Annotated in this window: 13 protein-coding genes; 6 read left to right on the forward strand and 7 right to left on the reverse strand. The window is 70.1% G+C overall.

The genetic code is table 11. From position 1 onward, the window contains the following. Positions 1–156: 156 nt before the first annotated feature. Complete coding sequence (locus ACFY1U_RS15295; RefSeq protein ID WP_390694620.1) at positions 157–462, reverse strand: DUF1330 domain-containing protein; 306 nt, start codon at positions 460–462, stop codon at positions 157–159. Between the two features lie 188 nt (positions 463–650). Here ACFY1U_RS15295 and ACFY1U_RS15300 point away from each other — a divergent pair, with 188 nt between their 5' ends. The 4 genes from ACFY1U_RS15300 to ACFY1U_RS15315 all read left to right on the forward strand — a co-directional run bounded on the left by ACFY1U_RS15300 (position 651) and on the right by ACFY1U_RS15315 (position 6089). Beyond that, entirely contained in the window at positions 651–1553 is a 903-nt protein-coding gene (locus tag ACFY1U_RS15300) for a LysR family transcriptional regulator (RefSeq protein WP_390694621.1), read from the forward strand. Between the two features lie 266 nt (positions 1554–1819). Next, positions 1820–2854, forward strand: coding sequence for a glycoside hydrolase family 5 protein (locus tag ACFY1U_RS15305; protein ID WP_390694622.1), 1035 nt, complete (start codon positions 1820–1822; stop codon positions 2852–2854). A gap of 760 nt (positions 2855–3614) precedes the next feature. Next, positions 3615–5411, forward strand: a complete 1797-nt coding sequence (locus ACFY1U_RS15310) for an RICIN domain-containing protein (RefSeq protein ID WP_390694623.1) — start codon at positions 3615–3617, stop codon at positions 5409–5411. 270 nt (positions 5412–5681) lie between these two features. Next, positions 5682–6089 (forward strand): NUDIX domain-containing protein, encoded by a 408-nt coding sequence (locus ACFY1U_RS15315; protein WP_390694624.1) that lies wholly within the window; start codon positions 5682–5684, stop codon positions 6087–6089. A gap of 59 nt (positions 6090–6148) precedes the next feature. On the opposite strand, the gene ACFY1U_RS15320 is transcribed toward ACFY1U_RS15315, so the two are convergent. Genes ACFY1U_RS15320 through ACFY1U_RS15330 form a run of 3 tightly spaced genes read right to left on the reverse strand, consistent with a single transcriptional unit; the run spans position 6149 to position 10607 of the window. Beyond that, positions 6149–6691, reverse strand: a complete 543-nt coding sequence (locus ACFY1U_RS15320; protein ID WP_390694625.1) for a hypothetical protein — start codon at positions 6689–6691, stop codon at positions 6149–6151. A gap of 28 nt (positions 6692–6719) precedes the next feature. Beyond that, the gene (locus tag ACFY1U_RS15325) at positions 6720–8564 is read right to left on the reverse strand and encodes a trypsin-like serine peptidase (protein ID WP_390694626.1); all 1845 of its coding nucleotides are present in this window, start codon (positions 8562–8564) and stop codon (positions 6720–6722) included. A 45-nt stretch (positions 8565–8609) separates the two neighbouring features. Next, on the reverse strand, positions 8610–10607 hold the full coding sequence (locus ACFY1U_RS15330) for an Ig-like domain repeat protein (RefSeq protein ID WP_390694627.1): 1998 nt from the start codon (positions 10605–10607) through the stop codon (positions 8610–8612). A 503-nt stretch (positions 10608–11110) separates the two neighbouring features. Here ACFY1U_RS15330 and ACFY1U_RS15335 point away from each other — a divergent pair. Next, positions 11111–15124, forward strand: a complete 4014-nt coding sequence (locus tag ACFY1U_RS15335) for an AAA family ATPase (protein WP_390694628.1) — start codon at positions 11111–11113, stop codon at positions 15122–15124. Between the two features lie 175 nt (positions 15125–15299). Here ACFY1U_RS15335 and ACFY1U_RS15340 read toward each other — a convergent pair whose 3' ends face one another. The 3 genes from ACFY1U_RS15340 to ACFY1U_RS15350 form a co-directional block, all read right to left on the reverse strand. Then, a complete protein-coding gene (locus ACFY1U_RS15340; protein WP_390694629.1) occupies positions 15300–15770 on the reverse strand; it encodes a hypothetical protein in 471 nt (156 codons plus the stop codon). Positions 15771–15889: 119 nt separating this feature from the next. After that, positions 15890–16639 carry a TIGR03943 family putative permease subunit gene (locus ACFY1U_RS15345; protein WP_390694630.1) on the reverse strand — a complete coding sequence of 250 codons (750 nt, stop codon included), beginning with the start codon at positions 16637–16639 and terminating at the stop codon, positions 15890–15892. Further along, positions 16636–17718 (reverse strand): permease, encoded by a 1083-nt coding sequence (locus tag ACFY1U_RS15350; RefSeq protein WP_390694631.1) that lies wholly within the window; start codon positions 17716–17718, stop codon positions 16636–16638. Before ACFY1U_RS15350 ends, ACFY1U_RS15345 begins: the two co-directional genes overlap by 4 nt. A 198-nt stretch (positions 17719–17916) precedes the next feature. Between ACFY1U_RS15350 and ACFY1U_RS15355 the strand changes: the two genes are divergently transcribed. After that, on the forward strand, positions 17917–19800 hold the full coding sequence (locus ACFY1U_RS15355) for an NAD-binding protein (protein WP_390695208.1): 1884 nt from the start codon (positions 17917–17919) through the stop codon (positions 19798–19800). Positions 19801–19943: the final 143 nt, after the last annotated feature.

The raw sequence follows: 19943 nt of genomic DNA on the forward strand, positions 1-19943 counted from the left end.
ACGCCGGGTAGCGCAGCCGCCGGCAGGGAAGGCCGTCGAGGACGTCGACGGCGAACTGGGACGCGGGGCATGGCTTCGAACTCGTCTCGCGAGTCGTCGTTCAGCACCGTATGCGTATCAAGGTGACGGATGCTCAGCGGTGGCCGGGCCCGGCGGTCAGTCGATGCCTTCGATGATGCGGAAGTCACGCTCATAGCCGTCAGGGAGGGCCACCAGCGCCTTCTGGTATGCCTCGCTCTCGTATGCCGCAACGGCCTGTTCAAAGCTGTCGAACTCGACCAGAACGACGCGCTGCGGGATTCCGGCCTCGTGGGCGACGACTCGACCGCCACGGGACGGGAGAAGGGACAGGGTGCGCCCGCCCCCAGCCTGGACAGCCGGACCGGCCAGCTTGCCGTAGGCAGTCAGCCTCTCAGGGTCGGAAATGGCAGGGTAGACGCTGACCCAGTACCCCTTGGCCATGGAAACCTCCTGTGGTGGGCCGGACACGTCCGACTTCGAATTGACACTCTTGTCGATCGATCCCGGCGACGGGTACTGCGGTCGGTGGAATCGTCGTATGCGCAGGTTAGGGCTTGATGTGCGGCCGAGGGAAAGACCGGTACGGGATAGACTCAGAACGGATCGTTATCAATCGGCGGGGAGGGCACGTGGCGCCGGATACGGTGAGCCTGCGGTACTTCCTGGTGCTGGCACAGGAGTTGAACTTCACCCGCGCGGCCGCACGGATCGGTATCGCACAGCCCGCACTCAGCGCACGGATGCGCCGGTTGGAGGCGGAACTCGGTACGGCCCTCCTGGTCCGCAACACACGTAGCGTCGTACTGACCACGGCCGGTGCGGCTTTGGCGGAGTCCGCGCCGCCCGCGCTGGCGGCACTGGACCGGGCATGGGACACCGCCCGGAGCGCGGCGGCCGGTGAACTGGGCACGCTGCGCATCGGATACAGCCTCAGCGCCGGAGCCGAGACGGCACCGGCCCTGGTGGACAGGCTGATTCGCGGCAACAGCGGACTCGAGGTCGGCGCGGTCCCGATGGCGACACCGGAGATCTCCCCCGCGGTCGCCGACGGCCGCATCGATGCCGGGATCACCCGCGGTGAACAACCGGGCCGTGGCGTGCGCCGGTTCCTGCTGCGGCGTGCGCGCATCGGGGTCCAGCTGGCGCAGCATCATCCGCTGGCCGATCACGCGGAGATCGAGATCGCCGACGCGACCGCGTATCCACTGCGACTCCCGGACCGTGCGGCCAACCCCGTGATCCACGATCAGCTGTCCGCACTGTTCCGAGACACCCGACCACACCCCCGATTCCAGACGCCCGCAGTCTCTTTCGACATGTCTCAGCGCGACCTGCGCGACGGAGTCACTCTCGCCCCGGCCGGAGAAGCCGCGGCCACGACACAACCGGCCGGTCTCACCTGGCGACCGCTGCGGGGCGCGCCCAGCCTGACGTTCCACCTGGTCCTCCCCCGCGAGCAGTCGCCGCTGCACCGCCGCATCCGTGCCGTCGCCAAAACCCTGGCGCACGAGCTGCACTGGCTGCCGGACTGACGCGCTGCTCCCCACTGTCAGCCGCGAGAAGATCCTCGCGTTCATTCAGAGGAGTGACCAGGCCGAACGAGATGGCACCGTTCCACACGGTGCGGGGCATGGGGACCTCCGCGTGAGCCCCGAGCAGGACCAGCCTGGCCATGCCGCCGCCACGAGGGTGAACATCCGGTCACTCCCGCGAAGCTCGTTGATATTGCGTGAGTCTTCATGCATAACGCAATGTGCTTCGCTTTTTTCTGTCCAAGACTGTCGGACTGGTCCTTGTCATGGCCGTCGAGCTCAGTCTCCTTGCCTTGAACTTGGCGGGGGACCAGGTCTCCGGAATCGTTGTCGGTGCCAGGATTCCGGCCGCGGCCAGGGAGAAGACGGAGGCCAAGGTGAAGCCGAAGACTCCGGTCGAGAAGGACGGCAAGCTCCACGTCTGCGGCACTCGTCTGTGCAACGAGGCCGGGGCACCGGTCCAACTGCGTGGCATGAGCACGAGTGGCACTCAATGGTTTGCTGATTGCCTGGTCGGTGGCATGTTGGATGCGCTCGCCGAGGACTGGGGTGCGAGCGTCCTGCGCATTGCCACGTATGCGGACAAGGAAGGCTACACGGGAAATCCAAAGAAGTTCACGGATCTGGCGAACCGATTGATCGACATGGCGAGTGCCCGCGGTATGTACGTGATTGTCGACTGGCACTGGGTCGACCCGGGCGACCCGAACCACGGCTTCCGCAATGCAATGGCCTTCTTCAAGGAAATCTCCGCACGGAATCGGAACCGCCCCAATGTGATCTACGAGATCGTGAACGAGGCATTTCAGGCGAGCTGGTGGGAGATCAAGAGCTATGCGGAGAAGGTCATCCCCGTGATTCGCGCCCGGGCTCCCGACAGTGTGATCCTTGTCGGCACCCGCGGCTGGTCCACGCTAGGTGAATCCGAGTACGCCAGTGAAAATGAGGTTGTCGCCCACCCGGTACGTGCCTCCAACATCATGTACACGTACCACTTCTACGCGGCGGCGCACCGGGAACCTTTCCTGAAGACCCTTGACCGCGCCTCCTCCAAGCTCCCTATTTTCGTCTCGGAATGGGGCACACAGTCATGGAACGGCTACGGCAACGACTTCGCCATGTCGCAGAGATATGTCGCCCTGATGGCCAGGAAGAAGATCAGCTGGACGAACTGGAGTATCGGTGACGGCGATGGTGACGGCGAGATCTTCCGGAAAGGCACCTGCAGGAGCGGCCGGTTCGCCGGCACCAGTGTGCTCAAGCCCGACGGCGTCTGGATCCGGCAGCGGATCAGAGGCTGACCGGTGACGCACGGGCCGCACCGGTCAGAACAGGCAACGTCTGGGCGGCGGCTACTCCTTGCCCTTCAGGAAGCCGGCCGACGCCGACGAGGACGTTCTAGTCCGCTCACCTGGACCAGCACATGGGTAACGACACGCTCGTCGAGGAGGCCCTGCTCTCCTTCGCCGCCGCAGGCGCCTTGGCGGCGGACCCGGCCTTCGTGGAAGCTGGGCCGAAATCATGCTGTCTCGGCCCGAGTGCCCTCCGCAGCTGCTCCGGTTGCTGCCTGCCTGGTCAGCGCACGGCGACCTCCTCGACGCGGCAGTCAACGGGACCGCGTAGCCGGCGCCTTCCCCGGGACGATGACGGCAGCCATGTCGATCGGTCCCAGTCTCGTGGGAATGATCCCCGAGTGCCTCGCCCAGTACATGGTCGCCCTCTTCCGAGTCCGCAGCCTCCATGGCCGGAGGGCAGGGGCACGAGGCTGTGCCGGAGCTCCCGCGGCGTCCACTCAGGCTTCAGACCGGGCTTCTTCACGATGGGCTTGAGAGGTCAGTAAGTGCAGTTATGAGCGTTTCGCGGTTTCAGTTGGGGCAGGTGGGCTGGTCTCGAACTCGTCGGCCGTGCGGCCGGTGCCGCGCCGGGTGACGGGCCGAACGACTCCCGATCCCTGCCCGAAAAACCCCGCGGTCCGGAGCAACCTTTCCGGGGGCGGTGACAACTACGTAGCGTCCGGACAGGGGGTCTGGTCAGAGGCAACACCCGAAAGAGAGCACCAACATGTTCCCTCACTCATCCTCGTCGCCGGAGGAATCGCCCGGCGGCGGCGGCAGACGCGGCCGCCGCCGTCGCGCGTCCTTCCGCTCGGCCGTTCTGGGGCGGCGGCAGACGCACCGTGGCCGTCGGCTGTACCAGCGCCGGGGTTTCTGGGCGGCCCTCAGCTTGGCGGTCGTGGGCGGCTCCGTGGTCGTGGTCAACACGGCCTCAGCGCAGACCGTGGACACGGACACCTGGTACACCCTGGTCAACCGCAACACCGGCAAGGCACTGGACGACCTCGGCTACGCCACGAACGACGGTGCTCCGGTGGTGCAGTGGAGCCGTAACGGCGGGGCCAATCAGCAGTGGAAGTTCATCGACTCGGGTGACGGGAACTACCGGCTGCAGAACCGGGCCTCCGGCAAGGTGCTGGACGACTACGGGTGGTCGAAGACCGAAGGCTCCGAGCTGGTGCAGTGGAGCGACAGGAACGGCGCCAACCAGCAGTTCCACATGGAGGAGTCGTCGGACGGCTACGTGCGTCTGATCAACCGCTTCAACGGCATGGCCGCCGAGGTCCCGCTCAGCTCCAAGGGTGACGGGGGCCACATCGCCCAATACCACGACTGGAACGGCGCCAACCAGCAGTGGCAGCTCGTCCCGGCCGGCAGCGCCGGCGGCACCGGGAACGCGGGGAGCTCCGGCAGCAGCACCACGTCCACCACGCTCGGCAGCAACTCGACGAACGCCTTCATGGGCAGTAACACGGTGCTCATCGGCGGCTCGATGGACGACACCTCGGCGGCCGCCGCGCCGTTCGACATGCGGTACGCCTATGTGCACAGCCAGCCCGCGCCCTCGTCGGACTACTACTCGGCCTCGCGCTGCCACGACGACTGGTCGGGCTGGTGGGGCTGCTGGACCGGCAGCACCACGGCGCCCGGCACGTACATCACCTATCGGGACACCGTGGCGGCCCAGGCGACGTACAAGGGCAGCCCACGCCCGCAGAAGATGCTCTGGACCTGGTACTCGCTGCGCGACCTCGGGGACGCGGCAGGCCAGGGCGACGGCCCCGGCGAGGTCCAGGCCATCAACAGGACCGACCTGCTCACCCGCTACCTGAACGACTACCGCTTCTTCCTCCAGAAGATCGGCACCTCGCACGACGCGATCGACCTCGAGCCCGACTTCTGGGGCTACGTCCGCTCACTCGGCAACCCACACCAGGTTCCCGCACAGGTCACGGCCTCGAACCCGACGGACTGCGGATCCCAGGAGAACAGCGCCACCGGCCTCGCCCAGTGCCTGATATCGATGGCGCACAAGTACGCGCCGAACACCGCCGCGGGACTGCACCTCTCCTGCTTCGACTGGCAGACCAACACACCGGCATGCGTCAAGGACTACGCCAACCTCGGGGCGAAGAACGCCGACTTCCTGGTCACCGACGTGTCGGACCGCGACGCGGGCTGGTACGCACAGCCCGCCCACGGCGGCAGTGACCACTTCTGGAACGACCAGAAGGCCGCCGCCGCGCTGCAGTTCTACAAGACGATGGCCGAGTCCGTGGGCAAGCCGGTCGTCCTGTGGCAGATCCCCCTGGGCAACATGGCGCAGAACAACACCTTCCAGCACTACCAGGACGACAAGGTCGACTGGTTCTTCTCGCACATGGACCAGGTGGCCAACGCGCATGTCGCCGCCCTCCTGTTCGGCTCGGGGCAGCAGGAACAGACGACGCCCGAGACCGACGGCGGAAACCTGATCAACAAGACCATCGGCTACCACAACTCGGGCGGCACGCCGCTCAAGTAGCCACCAGCAGCCGGTCGGCCCACCCTTCGACGGGGCCGCGTTCACAGCCCCGTCGTCCCGCCGAGCACTTCTCGGCCGGTGCCGACCGGCTGCCGCCGCCCGTTCTGGCACGGATCCGACGACGCCTTGTCAGCCCCCGATCGCTCCGCTCGCCGACGTGGGTCGAATGGGAGCCTCGACAGTGGGCCTCTGGTGTCCGGCGACTCCTACCCGAGGACCAAGTGCACCGGGTGCTGACGCGGACGATGCCCTCCGATACGGTCCCAGGCCATGGCGGATGGCGACGCGGTGCCGGAGAAAGTGGCGTGGGTCCTCGTTCGGGACGGCCAGGTGTTGGTGACGCGCAGTCACGGCAGAGATCTCTTCTACTTCCCGGGCGGTCATCGTGAGCCGGGCGAGTCGGACGGCGAGACGCTGGTGCGGGAGATCGACGAAGAACTGCAGACGGCGATCGATCCCAGTTCCATGGTGCACTTCGGCACCTTCGAGATCGGCGAGGGCCATCCGGAGCACGGCCCTTTCCGGATGATCTGTTACACCGCCGATCACCGCGGTGAGCTGACCCCGTCGAGGGAGATCGCCGAGAAGGCGTGGTTCGGCTACGCGGATCGGGACCGGGTGTCGGCCGTCGACGAGATGGTCTTCGACGCGCTTCACGAGGCCGGGCGGCTCGCCTGACCTCGCGAGAGCTGGACAGCAGCGAAGCACAGCGCCCCGCGACACCCGACCGACCAGGGCTACGGCCGTGTCCTGCCGCGCCGGCGCCGGGCGACGGCGAACCCCGCGAGTGCCAGTACGGCGATGCCGCCGCCGGTGGCGGCGGCCACCGTGGTGGTGTTCATCGCGGACGATCCGGACGCCTGGGGGCAGTACGAGCCGCCCCCGGCGACGGTGATGGTCGTATGCGTCTGCTTGGTGGTGAGTCCCTTGCGGTGGGCGGCGATGTCGACGGGGTAGCTGCCCGGCTCGATCCCGCAGCGGAGCGTCCCCTCGCCCTGGCCGAAGCTGTTCTTCTGCAGGGTCACCTCGACCGGGTGCCCGAACGCCGGTGAGGTCACCGTGAAGCTGCCGTTCTCGTCGGCGGCCAGGGACGTCAGGTCGACTCCTGAGATGACCTCGACGGGCGCGCCCGGCCTCAGCGGCCCGTCGGGAGTGCTGTCGCTGTCCGTGGGGGCGAGGCTGACGGCGAGGCCCGGGTCCTCGGCCGCGCGGGCGCCGGGTGCGGCCGCGAGACCGAGGGCGGCTGCGGTGCAGAGGGCGCCGGCTACGCGCAGGTGCATCCGTCTACCTCGCCTTCCTGATAGGTGATCAGGCGGCCTTCGGCGGGACGAGCATGTGTTCGCGGCCGAGGGTCGTCGTGGTGTCGGTGTAGAGGGTGGTCTCGCCGTCGGACCAGCGCACGAGGAGGTCGTCGGCGTCGCCTGGTGTGTAGGCGCCAGCGGTCATGACGGCGGCGTGGGTCCACAGTGTGTTGGACGACTTCAGCTCGACCTCCGTTCCCACGCCGGAGGCGGAGGAGTCGCGGTAGAGGCTCAGTCTGCCGTCGGACCAGCGCACGAGGACATCCCAGTTGGCGCCTCCGGTGAAGTTTCCGGCCGCGAGGAGGGAGGCGTGGCGCCAGGTGTCGTTGGGCGGCTGCAGCTGGTGTTCGTGGAGGAATCCGCGGCTGTCGACGTCGGTGTAGAGGGTGGTCTCGCCGTCGGTCCAGCGGACCATGACGTCGTCGGGCGCCGGGTTGGCGCTGTAGCGTCCGGCGGTGATCTGGACGGCGCCCTTCCAGACGCTGCTGGGCTTGGCCAGCTGGGTTTCCCCGGCGAAGCCGCCCTTGCCGTCCCCGGTGTACAGGGTGACTTCGCCGTCCGACCAGACCACCATGAGGTCGGAGGCGTTGTTGTCGTCGAAGTCCCCGCCGGCGATGGTCCTGGCGTGGGTCCAGGTCGAGGATTTCGCGATCTGGTGTTCGCCGGAGAAGCCGCCGTTGCCGTCCCCGGTGTAGAGGGTGACCTCGCCGTCCGACCAGACGACGATCATGTCGGTCCTGCCGTCGCCGGTGTAGTCGCCGGAGGCGGTCTTCATGGCCTGCTGCCACCGGCCGCCGCCGGTGGGGTACATGCTGTAGCCGCGCGGGTACTGGGTCGGCGTGGTGTTGTTCTGCGCGGCCTGGTAGATCTCGAGGGCCCGCTGGTCGAAGGTCGTGGAGAACGAGATGCGGTCGCTGTTGTTCTCCAGGCCGCCGCCGTAGTAACCGCCGAGGTTGCCGATGACGGTTCCGCTGCCGGTGCTCTTGTTCAGGCCGGTGATCCAGGGGCTTCCGGAGGTGCCCCCGTAGAAGCCGCCGCAGTCCATGCGCATCTGGTGGTATCCGGGCAGCCGGCTGGTGGTGACTCCGGCGCACATGAAGGGCTGGTTCTCCGGGTTGTGGCTGCCGGGGTAGCCGATGACGGTGACGTTCTGCTTGTACTGGCCGTTCACCTGGCCGAGTCGCAGCGCCGCGCCGACGGCCTTCTGCACGCTCTGCCCTGCCCCGTTGACGTCGACGCGGGCGAAGGCGTAGTCGAAGTCGGAGTAGGCATCGCGGGTGGGGTGGCCTGCGGCCTTGTACCAGCGTGCGTCACGCACCCAGCTCTGCACCGCGAAACGGCCGTAGGGGGCGGGGTTGTCCGCGCTGCCGTCGTAGCGGGGCACGAACATGCCCATGGAGCCGCCGGAGCAGTGCGCGGCGGTCAGGATGACGTTGCCCTGCGGGCTGTCGACGACGCTCGCGGAACAGAAACGCCCCGTCAGCTGGTCGGTGGCCGGGTCCTTCACGTAGTGGAAGAACGTTCCCACCGTGGGGACACCGGCGAAGTAGACGCCGTTCTTCGGCGCGGCCGCACCCTTCACGAGGGATTCGGCCTTCCCGCCGGCCGGGGCCTCCCCGCGCGGGCTGTCCGGGGTGGCCCGGGCCATCCGCGCGGGGGTCCAGAACTTCTCGGCCTCCGCACTCGTCCATGCCCTTCCCCGGCCCGCGTCGTGCGCGGTCGACGCGGTCGGCACCGTCCCGGTGGCGGCGTCGGGGCGCGCGGAGGCGGGAGACGCCGCCGCGAGGAGGAGAGCGGAGACCGCTATCGCGGCACAGGTTCCGAACGTGTCACGAAAGGTGGGTATTCGCACGGTTTCCTTGTCTGTCAGCACACGAGTGGCGAGAAGCGCCCGGTCTCAGCTCGTGAAGATGAAGTACTTCCACGTCCCGTAGGTCGTCGAGTTCACGTTGTCGCCCGACGTCGTGTCGATGTAGGACGAGCGGATGCGGAAGCGGACTCCCGTCGGCGGGGTGCCGGTGAGTTCGAGGGTGTCCTGGCCGCCCGAGCCGAGGACGAGGTACGCGCTGTGCGTGGCGCGCCAGGCGCCCTGGGAGTAACCCTGCACCTCGACCCGGTACTTGCGGTTCGGGTACGGCGTCATCGTCGTGTCGAAGACGGGTTCCTTGGACTTGTGGAAGTAGCGGTACGTCTGGTTCCACGCCGTCTGGGTCTTGTAGTAGCCGCTCAGTGCGGTCGAGACCCGGACCCGTGCGCCCACCGTGCTGGTGACCGTCGCGGGCGCGTAGCGGGTGTCGCCCGTGAACTTGGCCGTCAGCTTGGTGTCGCGGGTCAGGTAGAGGCTCACGGACAGGTTTCCGGAGGAGTCGACCGCGCCGGACTTGATCAGCTTGTTGGGCTTGTCGCCGCCGTACGGGTCGGCGTAGATCTCGACGGTCCGGTTCTTGTACGTCGTCCCCAGGTGCGCCGTGAACGTGACCTGGGTGTTGTACGAGTACACCTTGCCGTTGTCGTCCAGGGTCAGGGCGGTCGTCGTCTTCGTGACGTTCACCGTGCTGGTGGCGGTGGCGCTCGCGTGGTAGTCGTCGCCCGCGTAGCCGACCGTGTACGTGACCTGGCCGCCGGCCGGCGGGGTGTCGGCGAAGGAGTAGGAGCCGTCGGCGCCGACCGTCGCCGTGCCGAGCGGCTTGCCGGACGGGGACTCGTCGTCCGTGCGGCGCACGGAGACCGTCGTGCCGGGCGGGAAGGACGCGTTCGAGGTCAGCTTGCCGGTGACCGTGAGCGGCTTGGCGCGGGGCGCGGTGGCCGGGGCGGTGGCCGTCAGGGTGGCGGCGGCCTTCAGCGGGTCGTCGTAGATCCGCAGCGAGTAGGTGTTGTTGCTGTCGTACGACACCGCGAACAGCTTGCTCTCGTCCGGTGCCCAGGCCAGGCCGCTGCCGGCCAGCTCGTCCGAGGCGGTGCCGCCGGTGGAGCTGGGGAGGTCGTACTCCCGGGTGGGCGTCGAGGCGCCCGCCTTGAAGAGGTGGACGTCGGAGCCGTAGAGGGAGTCGGTGCCCGCGGCCACATCGCCGTTCGGCGCGATGTCCACGGCGTCGGGGTAGTTGGTGGTCTCGTACCTGCCGTCCGCCGTCAGGTCGGAGAGCTTGTAGACGGCCTGGTAGTACGGCGACCCGCTGGCCGTGACGACGTCCTTGCCGTCCGGTGTGACCGCGAGGTCGCGCAGGTTGCCGCCGCCGGTGCTGCCCGGGTCGAAGGCGTACGCGGTACGGCTCGCGGTGCCCGACGAGACGTCGTACACGGCGAGTTCGACCGGGCTCTGGCCGGGTGCGCCCGCCACCACGGTGCCCGGGGCGCCGGGCGAGGCATCCAGGATCGGCGCCTGGTAGAAGGTGTTCCCGTCCTGGTTCAGGGCCACGACCGGGTCGGTGCCGCTCAGATCGAGCGAGCCGATGTTGCCGTTGGCCGCGCCGCCGTAGCCGAACCAGAGCTTGCCGCCCGTGTAGGCCACGTACTCGGGGCCGGTGCCGTCACCCGTCGGGTAGGTGTGGGTCTCAGTGGCGGTGGCCGTGTCGATGGCCGCGATGGCGTTCGCGCCGGCGACGGCCGCGTACAGGGTTCCGGAGTCGGCGGAGAGCTCCAGGCCGCGGACGCCGGGCAGCGATTCGACCGTGCCGACGACGGTGCCGCTGTAGTCGGTCGCGACGACCTTGCCGCTCTTCGGGTCGCTGATGAAGACCCGCTGGTGGACGCCGTCCACGACGACGTCGCCGGTCGAGGTGACCGGCAGGAGGGTGCTGGAGTCGGCCAGCGCGGGCGCGGCCGAGGTGAGCGCGAGCGCGGTCGAGCCGAAGAGGACCGCGAGTGCGGTCGCGGCCGTGAGAGTGCGGGTGCGCACGGTGGTTTCGAACCCCCCGGAACGAAAAAAAGGCCCCTGTTGGACTGGGGACGTGAGCGGAGCGTAGGTCACGCCGGTGACGGCTGGTGCAAGGGAGGGTCAACGGTGATCAAAAAAGTCTCCGATAGTGATCAACCTCGCAGCGACTCGGCCGACACAGTGATCAAAAGCACTCCGCGCCGTTCGGCTCCGGTCCCTCCCCTCGTGGGGACCGGTGTCGAACGGCGCGGATCTCGAAGGCTCGGGCGACGGGTCCGGCGCCGCCCTCCCAAGGCTCCCGCGGAAGCCTGGCCGAGAAGGTTCGGTGCCGTGCGCTGTCGTCCTGAGCGCTGAGCTGATGGCCTGCGCGGACGGTGCCCGACGGGTTCGCCCTTGCGTCGAGATCCTGCCAGCTGAGGCTTGCCGTGAGGAGATTCCGGTGCCGGTCCGGAGGCTTTCGCCGCAGGTCAGCCGTATAAAGTGAGTTTTCCGGTCCGGATGACCAAGCGCGGGGGGAGTGAGGAGTGGAGGCCTTGGGTTCCGACTCAGGGGCACGTACTGCCTTCGCGGAGCGGCTCGCTCTGCTGTACAAGGAGGCGGGCAACCCTCCTCTCGCGCGGGTGGCCGAGGCGGTCGTACAGCTTCAGCGGGTGGACGAGCGGGGGCGGCCCGTACGGGTCTCCGCCCAGCGGATCAGCGACTGGCGGCGGGCGAAGAACGTGCCGGCCCAGTTCGCCGCGCTCGCCGCCGTGCTGCACGTCCTGATCCCGCAGGCCCGCCGGGCGCGGCCCACGCCGGTCTCGGCCGGTCTGTACGACCTGGGGCAGTGGCAGCGGCTGTGGGAGCGTGCCCTGGCCGACCCGGCCGGTGACCGTCCCGCGGCGCCCGCCGAAGTGGACGAGCGGCCTCCCGTGGAGGATCCGGCCGCCCCCAGTGTGTGTCCGTACCGGGGGCTGGCCTCCTACCGGCAGGAGGACGCCCGGTGGTTCTTCGGCCGGGAGCGCAGCACCAGCGCCCTCGTCGACCAGCTGCAGGCGGCGGAGAAGACCGGTGGCCTTGTCATGCTCGTCGGTGCCTCGGGGGCGGGGAAGTCGTCCCTGCTCAACGCCGGACTGGTACCCGCCGCGCAGAACGGCGCACTGGGCGGCGACGGCAGCCGTCCGAGGACGGTGGTGCAGCTCGTGCCCGGAGCCGATCCGGTCGGAGAGCTGACCCGGTGCATCCCGGAGCTCGCACCCGTCATGTCCGAGGCGGACGGCTCCGCGGCCACGGAACCGGGCACTCCGGCGTTCGCGCGCGCCGTCCGGGGTGCCGTGGCCGAGTGGGCCCGGCGCGAAGGGCCCTCCGGCGAGCGGCCGGTCCTCATCGTGGACCAGTTCGAGGAGGCGTTCACCCTCTGCGCCGACGAGGCGAGCAGGCATGCGTTCGTGCAGATCCTGCATGCCGCGTGCTCGTCCGCGGCAGCGGACGACCCGGCCGCCCTGCTCGTGGTCCTCGGTATCCGCGCCGACTTCTACGAGCAGTGCCTGCGCTATCCCGAGCTGGCCGACGCGCTGCAGCACCGCCACATGGTGCTCGGACCGCTGAGCACGGCCGAGCTGCGCGAGGCGGTGACCGGGCCGGCCAAGGCCGTGGGCCTCGAGCTCGAACCGGGTCTCGCGGAGCTGATCGTCCGGGAGGTGAGCGCCGACGGGCCGCGCGGGGCGCACGACGCCGGGGTGCTGCCGCTGCTCTCGCACGCGCTGCTCGCCACCTGGCAGCGGCGGAAGGCGGGCCGGCTGACGCTGGCCGGCTACCGGGCCGCGGGCGGTATCCAGGGCGCGGTGGCCGCGACCGCCGAGCGGGCCTGGTCGAGCCTCGACCCGCCGGCCCGCACCGCCGCGCGGCTGCTGCTGCTGCGGCTGGTCCGGCTCGGCGAGGACACCCAGGCCACCCGCCGTCGCGGGACCCGGCGTCAGCTGGCGCAGGAGTCGACGGACCCCGGCAAGACGGAGGAGTCGCTGGAGGCGCTGGTCCGCGCCCGGCTGGTGACGCTCGACGCGGAGACCGTGGAGATCACCCACGAGGCACTGCTGACCGCCTGGCCCCGGCTGCGTGACTGGATCGACGAGGGTCGCAACGACCATCTGCTGCGCCAGCGGCTGGAGGAGGACGGCCGGGCCTGGGAGGGCTCGGACCGCGACTCCTCGCTGCTGTACCGGGGTTCGCGGCTGGCCCAGGCCCGCACCTGGGCGAAGTCCGCCGGTGACACCTTCCTGACCCGCAGCGCGGTGGAGTTCCTGGCCGCTTCGGTACGGCTGCGCAAGCGCACCCTGGTGATGCGGCGCGGGGCGGTGGCCGCGCTGGTGGTCATGTCGGTGCTGGCCGTCGGTGCGGCGGTCCTCGCCTGGCAGCAGCGCAATGACGCCGTGTTCGAGCAGGTGGTCGCCGAGGCCGACCGCGTCCAGTACACCGACCCCTCGCTCTCCGCCCAGCTGGACCTGGTCGCCCACGATCTGCGCCCGGACGACGCGGGCACCAACAACCGGCTGGTGTCGATCGTGAACGCGCCGCTGGCCACGCCGCTGCTCGGCCACACCGGCGCCGTCTACCTCACCTCGTTCAGCCCCGACGGGAAGGTCCTCGCCACCGCCAGCTACGACCGCACGGTCCGGCTGTGGGACGTCAGCGACCGCTCGCACCCGAAACCGCTGGGCAAGCCGCTCACCGGCCACACCAGCTGGGTGAGCACCGCCCTCTTCAGCCCGGACGGGAAGCTCCTGGCCAGCGCGGGCGACGACGGCACCGTACGGCTGTGGGACGTACGGGATCCCGCGCACCCCAAGCCGCTCGGCACGCCCCTGACCGGCCACACCGGCACGATCTATCTGCTCGCCTTCAGCCCGGACGGCCGCACGCTCGCCGCTGCCGGCGAGGACCACACCGTACGGCTGTGGGACATGGCCGACCCTGGTCGGCCCAAGACGCTCGGTGCCCTGACCGGGCACTCCGCCGCCGTGCGGTCCGTGGCCTTCAGCCCCGACGGCCGGCTGCTGGCGGCAGGCGGCGACGACAACACGATCATGTTGTGGGACATGGCCGATCCGCACCGCCCGAAACCGGTCGACAGGGTGCTGAAGGGCCACACGGACACCGTGCACTCGGTGGCCTTCAGCCCCGACGGCCACACCCTCGCCAGCGGCAGCGCGGACGACACCATCCGGCTCTGGGACGTCACCGACCCGCGCGACGCCACCGAGCTCGGCTCTCCGCTCGCCGGCCACACCGGCCCCGTGTGGTCGGTGGCCTTCAGCCCCAAGGGCGGCCTGCTCGCGGCCGGCAGCGCGGACAGCACGGCGAGCCTGTGGAACGTCAGCGATCCGGCTTCCCCCTCCCAGGTCGGCGAGCCGCTCGCGGGCAGCAGCGGCGAGATGTACGCCGTGGGCTTCAGCCCCGACGGCCGCACCCTCGCCACCGGCAGCGGCGACAGCAAGGTCCGCCTGTGGTCGATGCCGACATCGGACATGATCGGCGCCTTCGGGGCGTTCCGCCCGGACGGGCGGGTCCTCGCGATGGCCGCGCGCGACGGGCGGATCCGGCTGTGGAACGCGAAGGTTCCCGGCCGGCCCGTGGCGATGAGCAAACCGTTCATGCCCGCGGACGGCGGCCAACGCCAGCTGACCTTCTCCCCCGACGGCCGCACACTCGCCGTACTGAGCGGCCGCAAGCAGCTGTACCTGTGGAACGTCACCGACCCGGCCCGGCCGGTCCCCTACGGGGCACCCCTCGCCATGCGGACCCGCTTCACAGGCACCCACGCCCTGGCCTTCAGCCCGGACGGACGCATCCTGGCGAGCCCTTACGACGACCGCACCATCCAGCTGTGGAACGTCGCCGACCCGTCCCGTGCCGTCAAGTTCGGCCCACCGCTCACCGGTCACAAGGGCTTCATCAACAGCCTCGTCTTCAGTCCGGACGGCCACACCCTCGCCAGCGGCAGCGCGGACGCCACGATCCGCTTCTGGAACGTCACCGACCCCCGCCGTGTCTCCCCCCTCGGCACACCCCTCACGGGGCACGACGGACCGGTCAACGTCCTCGTCTACAGCCCGGACGGCTCCACGCTGGTCAGCGGCAGCGACGACGACACGGTCCGGCTGTGGAAGGTCGCCGACCCCCGCGAGGCGACCGAGGTCGGCGCCCCCTTGACCGGTCACACCGAAGCGGTCATGTCGCTCACCCTCAGCCTGGACGGCCGCACCCTGGCCAGCGGCGGCAACGACAACACCGTCCGCCTCTGGAACGTGGCCAACCCCTCCGAGGCCGCCCCCATCGGGCAGTCCATGAGCCCCAACGCCAAGACCGGCAACTTCCTGTCGTTCAGCCCCAGGAGCCATCTGCTGGGGGTGTCGAGCGGCTCCGACACCGTGCGGCTGTGGAACCTGGACACGGACGACGCGATCCGGCACATCTGCTCGACCACACAGGGCGTGCTGACACCGGAGAAATGGCACGAATATCTGCCACGTCTCTCGTACAAACCTCCGTGCGGCCCCTAGTGCGACCCGGTGGAAGCCCTGGTGGCACCCCCTGGTCAATGGGGCCGACCCAGTGATCCCGGCCACATCCCGGCGACGCGGCAGAACAGTCGACTCCCGTCGGGCCCTCGGCCTTGTTACGCTTGGCCACAGCCCGATCGCTGGTGCATCCCCCGTCGCCAGCGGTCGGGCATTCTCATGCCCTCCCGGCGGTCAGCCACTGGGCGACCTTGCGCACCGTGGTCTCGTCGAGCCGCTCGACGAGGGCCTGTACGGCTGCGTGGTCGTCGGGTGCGAGGTCGTAGAGCCCTGCCTTGCTCAGCCCGGCCATGAGCACCTGCTGCCGCCGGCCGCTCATCCGTTCCGTCAGCGTCGTCGGCTCCTCGGGGCCGGCGGACGGCGGCCCCGCCACAGTGGCGTTCGTGGCCGCGGCCGACACGTCGAACCGCTGCCACGCCCCGTCCTTCGGACCCCACAGGCTGACCGCGAAGTCGCCGCCGCGCGCCCGCACGGTGTGGGCCATCTCGCCGAGCGCGTACTGCACGGGAGCACGGTGCGGGGCCTCGGCACACACCTCCCAGGAGGCCGTGGAGGGCCGGTAGAACTGCGCGACCCAGCGGGGAGCCCCGGTCGGCTGCGGACTGGCGGGACGTGTCGTGGTCTCCACTGCGCTCACCCCTTCATTCACCCGTTTCCCTCACCTGCTGTCACGCTGCACAGCAGGCGACGGTAACTGACTGACCGTCAGATATCCAGGGCCGGTTGTTCGGGGTCAGTTGTTCGGGGTCAGTTGTTCCAGGACTCGTCGTACGGATCCTTCGGCGTCGGCACGGGTGTCGCCGCCGTGACGCGGAAGTACGGTATGGGGCCGTTGTTGACGGGGTCCTTGGTCTGCTTGGCGGTGTAAGTGCCGGTCACCTGGAGCCACTTGTCCGGCTGCAGGACCGGCGGGATCGTGCCGGTCAGGGCGATCTTCACGGGCTGGGCGTCCGCGGCACAGCAGTTGAGGGCCATGCGCACGAGGTAGGGGGCGCCGGTGCGGTCGAGAGCGACGAAGCCGGTGATCCTGATCGGGCGGCCCGCAATGTGCCGGCCGCGGTCGTAGACGGCGCGGGTCGCGTAGTCGACCACGTTGAGGTCGAGCGGACCGGAGGCGGGCAGCTTGTTGAAGCCGTACGGCTGCTGCAGGGCCGTACCCGTGCGCATCGCGCTGTAGGAGCCGAGGGCGGGCGGGGCCACCAGGATCAGGGCGAGGAGGGGGAGGACGAGGAGCCAGGAGATACGGGGTTCGCGGTGGACGTGACCCTCTCCATGGTCATGGGCCTCGCGGCCGTGCTCGTGGGTTTCGCCGCTCTTGCGGCTGCGCCACTCGTACCAGACCGTCGCCAGCGCCGTCACGATCAGTACCGCGCCCGAGGCCAGCAGCAGCGGTTGCAGTCCCGCCTTGACGTAGCGCAGGTAGAGGTTGGTGAAGCCCGCGTGCAGCAGGGCCGCGCCGGTCAGGAACAGGATCGCCGCCTGTGCCTGCCGGTTCACAGGAGCACCGCCCCGGTCAGGACCGCGCCCGTGATGGCGAGGGCGAAGGTGGCGGGGGCGAAGCGCAGGGCGAAGCCTCGGCCGAAGGTGCCGGCCTGCATCGCGAACAGCTTGAGGTCGATCATGGGGCCCACCACCAGGAACGTTAGCTTGGCCGTGAGCGAGAACTGGGTCAGCGACGCCGCCACGAACGCGTCCGCCTCCGAGCAGATGGACAGCAGGACGGCGAGGATCGCCAGGGCCAGGATCGCGACCAGCGGGTTGGCCGCCGCCGTGCGCAGCCAGCTCGCCGGGGCCACGGCCTTGAGCGTCGCGGCGGCCATCGCGCCCAGCACCAGGAAGCCGCCCGCGTGCATCACGTCGTGCCGGACCGAGTTCCAGAAGGCGGCGCCTTTGCTCGGGCCCTCGTAGTGGGAGCGTTCCGGTGTGCGCAGCCAGTCCGTGCGGCCGAGACGCTGCCACAGCCAGCCCATCACGCACGACACCAGCAGACTGGCGACGAAACGGCCCACGACCATCTCGGGGTTGCGGGGGAAGGCCACCGCGGTCGCCGTCAGCACGATCGGGTTGATCGCCGGGGCGGACAGGAGGAAGGCGAGGGCCGCCGCGGGGGTCACGCCCCGGCGCACCAACGCTCCGGCCACCGGCACCGACGCGCACTCGCAGCCCGGTAGCATCGCGCCCGCCATCCCCGCGACCGGCACCGCGAGGGCGGGCCGGCTGGGCAGGGCACGCGCGAAGAACGCCGGCGGCACGAACACCGCGATCGCCGCCGAGAGCAGCACCCCGAGCACCAGGAAGGGCAGCGCCTGCACGAGCACGGCCACGAACACCGTCATCCAGCTCTGCATGACGGGTGCGGAGAGCGCTCCGCGGATGGGGCCCTGCAGCAGCACCAGCAGGAGCAGCAGCATGGTGAGGACCAGGGGGGACTTCGAGTCCTGGCTGCCGTTGTCCCGGCTGCCGTTGTCCTGGCTGCTGTGGTCCTGCGCGGTCCCGGTCGGCTCTTCCGGCTCCGGGGCGCCGCGCACCGGCTCATGGCTGTCCGCCCCCGTGGGGGCTGCTTTGGTGATGGCCACGGGCGTGGTACCTCCGGTGGTGCGTAAGGGCGCTGGTTTCCCTCCCCATCGATACGGCGGGGAAGGGGCGTTCGTTCAGTGACCGTTCGGTGACTGCGCTCGGTTGCTGCTGGAACCGCCTCTCCCGGTGAGGCACTCTTCTCACTCGTGGGGAGCGTTCCGAATCAAGGTGTGGCGAGTGGTGACGTGTCGGCGCACATGGTGGTGTGCGGTGACGACGGACTGGCGCATCGGCTGGCCGCCGAACTGCGGGGGGTGTACGGCGAACAGGTCACGCTCGTCGTCCCGCCCGCCGACCGCGGGGTGCGCCCGCCGGTGGTCGGGCGCGCGCGGGCGACGACAGCGGCACTCCTCGACCGGGTGGTGAACGCGGCCGTCAACCGGGCGAACGGCGCCGCCGCCGAACCCGTCGCCGCAAACGCCCAGGTCGTGGAGGCCGCCGAGGCGACCGAGGAGGTGCTCGGCGCGGCGGGCGTGGAGCGGGCCGCCGCGCTGGCGCTCGTGTACGACGACGACGAGACCAACATCCGTGCCGCGCTCACCGCCCGCCGGCTCAACCCCCGGCTGCGGCTCGTCCTCAGGCTCTACAACCGTCGGCTCGGCCAGCACATCGAGGAACTCCTCGACCAGGCCGCCGCGTTGGCGACCGGCGACGGCGCATCCCCCGGCAGCGACACCTCCACCACCGTGCTCTCCGACGCCGACACGGCCGCGCCCGCGCTGGCAGCCACCGCCGTCGCCGGCACCAGCAAGGTCGTACAGACCGACGGGCTGCTGCTGCGGGCGGTGGAACGGACGCCGCTCGTAGGACAGTTGGCCCGGCCGGGGCTGGCCACGCTGGCGCTGCTGTCCGCGGACGGCGCCGACAGCGGCGGCGAGCAGGGGCCGGAGCTGCTGCCCGACGCGGCGGCCGTCCGGGCCGCGACCGGCCGCGGGACCGTCGTCCTGGAGCAGGTGTCGTACGCCGGGCCCCAACTGCCCCCGGCCCGCGGGTCCGTGGCGTTCTCCTCGCTGTTCTCGCGGCGGCTGCGGTGGTCGCTGGCAGGCATGGTGGGGTGCGTGGTCGCGCTCGCGGTGGCGTTGTGGCTGGTCACGGGGGTGCATCCACTGAGCGCGTTCTATCTGACACTGCTCGACCTCTTCGCCATCGACAACCCCGCCATCGGGGAGCCCGTTGGGCGGCAGATCCTTCAGCTCCTGTCCGGGCTCACGGGGTTGCTGCTGCTGCCGGTTCTGCTGGCCGCGGTGCTGGAGGCGCTCGGCACCTTCCGGACCACGTCCGCGCTGCGGAAGCCGCCGCGGGGGCTGGGTGGGCATGTGGTCCTCCTCGGGCTCGGCAAGATCGGTACGCGGGTGCTGACCAGGCTGCGGGAACTGCACATCCCCGTGGTGTGCGTCGAGTCCGACCCGGATGCCCGGGGGTTGGCCACGGCGCGGCGGCTGCGGGTTCCTGTGGTGCTCGGGGACGTCACCCAGGAAGGCGTTCTGGAGGCCGCCAAGATCCACCGTGCGCATGCGCTGCTGGCGGTGACCAGCGCGGACACGACGAATCTCGAGGCCGCGCTGTACGCACGGTCCGTGCGGCCCGATCTACGGGTCGTGCTGCGGCTGTACGACGACGACTTCGCGACCGCCGTGTACCGCACGCTGCGGGCTGCTCATCCGCGTGCCTCCACGCGGAGCCGCAGTGTGTCCCACCTGGCGGCGCCCGCTTTCGCCGGGGCGATGATGGGGCGGCAGATTCTGGGGGCGATTCCGGTGGAGCGGCGGGTGCTGCTGTTCGCCGCGATGGATGTGGCCGGGCATCCGCAGCTGGAGGGGAAGACGGTGGCGGAGGCGTTTCGGGCGGGGGCTTGGCGGGTGCTGGCGCTGGATACGGGGGTGTCCTCCGGCGGGCGGCGGGAGGAGCCGGCCGCCGAGGAGGCGTATGACGAGGTGCGGGCGGTCGCGGGGTCGGGGCTGGTGTGGGATCTGCCGGACGGGCGGGTGCTGAAGGGGTCGGATCGGGTGGTGCTGGCTGCTACTCGACGGGGGTTGGCGGAGCTGTTGGGGCGGCGGCCGCGGGAGCGGGCGGGGGCCTGAGCGGCCCCCGGCGCCGGGGCGGAGGCGGGGGCCGGTTCACTTGCCGGCGCTAGCCGGGTGCCGCTCTCTTTGGGTCGGGTGCCGCCCCTGGGGGCACCGCCCAGGCCCTTAAGGCACTGGGGGAGGCACGACTGCCCGCAGGC

The organism is Streptomyces sp. NPDC001351 (genome assembly GCF_042896045.1).
In the GTDB taxonomy this organism is placed as follows: domain Bacteria; phylum Actinomycetota; class Actinomycetes; order Streptomycetales; family Streptomycetaceae; genus Streptomyces.